Source organism: Sphingosinicella sp. (genome assembly GCF_052387495.1).
Taxonomy (GTDB): Bacteria; Pseudomonadota; Alphaproteobacteria; order Sphingomonadales; family Sphingomonadaceae; genus Allosphingosinicella.
The window spans coordinates 1-3,957 of record NZ_JBQTJC010000037.1; the positions used below are offsets into that span (position 1 = coordinate 1).

General features: G+C 70.3%; 4 protein-coding genes. All 4 read right to left on the minus strand.

Annotation, left to right across the window (positions count from 1 at the left end; all coding sequences use genetic code 11):
- A partial coding sequence (locus tag ACT4N8_RS02340; RefSeq protein WP_444856530.1) for an AAA family ATPase occupies positions 1-661 on the minus strand: 661 nt, incomplete at its 3' end.
- Entirely contained in the window at positions 658-1,860 is a 1,203-nt protein-coding gene (locus ACT4N8_RS02345; protein ID WP_444856531.1) for a hypothetical protein, read from the minus strand. The genes ACT4N8_RS02340 and ACT4N8_RS02345, both read right to left, overlap by 4 nt.
- A complete protein-coding gene (locus ACT4N8_RS02350; RefSeq protein ID WP_444856532.1) occupies positions 1,857-2,495 on the minus strand; it encodes a DUF4129 domain-containing protein in 639 nt (212 codons plus the stop codon). The genes ACT4N8_RS02345 and ACT4N8_RS02350 overlap by 4 nt, the downstream gene beginning before the upstream one ends.
- 97 nt (positions 2,496-2,592) lie before the next feature.
- Positions 2,593-3,957 (minus strand): FAD-containing oxidoreductase (locus ACT4N8_RS02355; RefSeq protein ID WP_444856533.1); only part of this gene is annotated, 1,365 nt, incomplete at its 5' end.

Genomic DNA, 3,957 nt, shown 5'->3' on the forward strand with positions numbered 1-3,957 from the left:
TCGCGACCGCCGCGATCGCCTCCTGCAGCCGGCCGCCGCCGACGCGCTGCTCGATCCCCCATTCGCTCGCGCGCGGCGCGCCGAAGCGGGCGCCGTGGGTGGCGACGATCTTCTTCTCTTCCTCGGCGGAGGGGTAGCCCATGCGGTGCTTGAACAGGAAGCGGTCGAGCTGCGCCTCGGGCAGGGGATAGACGCCCTGCTGCTCGATCGGATTCTGAGTCGCGATCACCATGAAATGATCGGGCAGGCGGTGGGTCTCGCCGTCGATCGTCACCGCGCGCTCCTGCATCGCCTCGAGCAACGCCGCCTGGGTCTTGGGCGGGGTACGGTTGATCTCGTCGGCGAGCAGCAGCTGGCAGAAGATGGGGCCGTGGGTCAGCGTGAACTGGCTGGTCTGGAAGTTGAACAGGTTCGAGCCGAGGATGTCCCCCGGCATCAAATCGGGCGTGAACTGGATGCGGCCGAAATCGAGCCCCAGCACCCGCGCGAAGCATTGCGCAAGGAAGGTCTTGGCCGTCCCCGGCGGGCCTTCGAGCAGGATGTGGCCCGAGCTGAACAAGGCGATCAGCATCAGCTCCACCGCCTCCTCCTGGCCGACGATGGCGCGGGCGACTTCGTGGCGGATCTCTCCCGCCAGCGCTTTGACGTCTGTCACGTTCACGGGATGCTGTCCTTCTTCCACTGATCGAGCGACCGCGCCGCGGCCATGAGGTCGTGCCGGTCGCCGGCCCGTTCGAGCTCTTCGGCCAGCGCGGTGAATTTGGGCGTCTCGCCCTTGCTGATCCGATCGAGATAGGCGTCGAGCTTCTCTCCCTGCATCCAGAAGGGCGCGCTGGTGCGGCGGGCGACGTCCTGGCGGACGACCTCGGCATAGGCGCCGCCGAGCCGCGCCTCGCGCCCGGCGAGACGGATCAGGCCGGCGCTGTTCTCGACCAAAGCGGCCTTGCCGAAGGCGATCGCGCGCTCCTCGCGGCGGACCGGGCCGAATCGGAAGGCGCCATAATAGCCGGCGAGGAGGGCCGCGATCACCAGCGCGAGCGTCATCGCGAGGAAGGGCGGCTCGAAGGCGAGGCGGAGCATGCTCGGCGCGTTGGCACCCGTGCTGGCCGCGGGGCCGCTCAGGGTGAGATCGAAATCGACGGATTCGCGCCCCTCGTTCATCCGCTCGATCATGGCGAGCGCGACTCGTGCCCGGGCGGCGTCGGCGAGGCCGTGATTGTTGAGCAGATCGGGGTCGGCGACGATATAATGGGGCTGGTTACCCAGGCGCGCGACAAGCGCACCGCCGCCCGGGAGCGCGGCGAGCGGGGTCAGATTGTTGCCGCTGATCTGCTGCGGATTGGCCGGTACCGGGATCGAAATCCCTTCGAGCAAATCCTGGCCAGCGACCCGCGCCGGCGGTCGGCTCGCGAACAATGCGACGCGCGCGCCGTCGCCGATCAACTGCTCGCCCACGGCGCCCATGCCCGGGCCGAGCACGGTCACCCAGCCGGGGCGGCGCGGATTGGGCCGGGTCACCCACTTCGGCAGGACCAGGACGGTCGGCGCGTCGGCGCGGCGCTCGAGCAGGCGGCGGACCTGGCTTGGGCTGGTGCGCGGATCGAGGGTGACGATGAGAAGATGGTCGGCCCATTCCGCCTCGGTTTCGTCGAGATGGACCTCGCGGAAATTCTCGACGAGATTACTCAGCCCCTTGAACCCGGTCGCCGCAACCGACATCGCATCGGCACGGCCGCCGGTGCGCGACGGCGCGATGCCGCCGCCATAAGCGAGCAGCAGGAGCAGGGCGGCGAAGGCCGCGATCCCGGCCGCGATCAGGCCGAAAACCAGGCGCGGGTTGAAGGGATTGGTGGCGCTCATCCGCGCCATCCTTCGGCGAAGGCGAATTCCTCATAGGCCGCTCGGCAATCGCGCCAGTCGTCGGCGGCGAGATCGCTGCGGGCGAACAGGCTGCGCTCGACGAGCATCGCGATCCGGGCAAAGGCGCCGCGCGGCCGCTCGGGGATGGCGGGATGGCGCGCGATGTCGCGGCTGGTCAGCGCCGGGCGGACCAGCTCGGGCCGCTTCGCGTCGATATCCTCGATGCTGCGGAAGAGGAGCAGGCGGGCGGCTTCGGAGAAGCGTCCCTGCGCCGCCAGCGCGTCGGCCTCGCCCAGCAATTGCCGGGCGGGCGCCTCGTCCGGGCGCCAGCTCTCCTCCTCGACGGGTTCGCGCGGACGGCGCTTCCAGGGCCAGCCGTCGCCGAAGACGCGCATGGCGATCGCGTAGAGGACGTAGGCGACGCCGAGCGCGACCGCGGCCCAGAACAGGACCTCGACAACCGGCCAGATCGCGCTGAGGAAGCGGCCGAGCGATCCGACCCATTCAGGGGGCGGCGACGGCGGCTCGGCGACGTCGAGCTGAAACTGGATCGAGCCGTCGGCGAGCAGGCGACGATGCGCGTCGGCGAAGGCGGCGCTGTCCGGCCCGGCCGATCCGGCGATCGGAGTCTTCATCGCTGGCGCCCTACCCCCAAGCGGCGAACCGCCGCGCGCTCATCCTAGGCAGCGAAGCGGCCGGGGCGCAACCGTCTCGCCGCGCCGGCCCTTTCGCTCAGGACGCCGGACGCAGCCCGCGCGCGAGAGTCGGCAGCAGCTCGGAAACGTTGGGATGGATCGGCACCGCCCATTGCAGGACGTCGATGGTCGCCTTCGCTTGCATCAGGTCGATGATGCCGTGGATCGCCTCGTCGCCGCCGGGGCCGAGGATCGCCGCGCCGAGAATCTGCCGGGTCTCGGCGTCGGCGATCAGCTTCATCAGTCCGCGCGTCTCGCCTTTCTCGATGGCGCGGCCGACCTTGCTCATCGGGCGGCTGGCGAGGAGCAGCGGGCGGCCGCTCTTGCGCCCTTCAGCCTCGCTCATTCCGGCGCGGCCGAGCGGCGGATCGACGTATAGGGCGCAAGCCGGGATGCGGTCGCTGAGGCGCCGCTGCTCGCCGTCGAGCAAATTGGCGGCGATGATCTCGAAATCGTTATAGGCGCTGTGGGTGAAGGCGCCGTGCCCGTTGCACTCGCCCAGCGCCCAGATGCCCGGGACATTGGTAGCGAGCGAGTTGTCAACCTGGATATAGCCGCGCGCGTCGGCGGCGACGCCGGCCGCGTCGAGACCGAGATCGTCTGTATTGGGACGCCGCCCCACCGCGAGCAGGACATGGCTGCCGGTCACGTCGGGCGGACCCTCCTCGCAATTGAGGTGGATCGAGGGGCCGGGGGCGAGGCCGATGCACTCGGCGCCGGTCCGGATCGCGATGCCTTCAGCCTCCAGCGCCTCCCGGATCGCCTCGGAGATTTCCGCGTCCTCGCGGGGGATGAGCCGGGCGGCGCGCTCGACCACCGTCACCTCCGAGCCAAGCCTGCGGTAGATCTGGGCGAATTCGAGCCCGATATAGGAGCCGCCGACGATCAGCAGATGCGCGGGCAGCCGGTCGAGCGCGAGCAGCGAACTGTTGTCGAGAAAGGGCACCTCGCCGACGCCGGGCATGTCCGGGACGTTCGCCCGGCCGCCAACGTTGATGAAGATTTTCGGCGCGGTCAGGACGTCCTCGCCGACGCGGACGCGGTCCGGCCCTTCGAAGCAGGCGTGGCCGCGGATCAGGGCGACCTTGTCGAGCCCGGCGAGCCAATCCTCCAGCGAGCGGCGCTGGTCTTCCGCGACCTTGTCGGCGCGCGCCTTCACCCGGGCGAAGTTCACCCGAACATTGTCCGCCTCGACGCCGAGATCGGCGCGGCGCGCCTGATGCGCGGCGCGCGCGCTGGCGACAAGGGTCTTGGTCGGCATGCAGCCGGTGTTGACGCAGGTGCCGCCGCCGAGGTGGCGCTCGACGAGCGCCACCGCCATGCCGGCTTCGGCGAGCCGTCCGGCCAGCGCCGGCCCCGCCTGGCCGGCGCCGATGATGATCGCGTCGAAGCGGCGGTCGCT

What these genes read in the sequence shown, in the direction of transcription:
- ACT4N8_RS02345 (WP_444856531.1), bottom strand. Translation starts at nt 1,860, where the DNA reads ATGAGCGCCACCAATCCCTTCAACCCGCGCCTGGTTTTCGGCCTGATC.
- ACT4N8_RS02350 (WP_444856532.1), bottom strand. Translation starts at nt 2,495, where the DNA reads ATGAAGACTCCGATCGCCGGATCGGCCGGGCCGGACAGCGCCGCCTTC.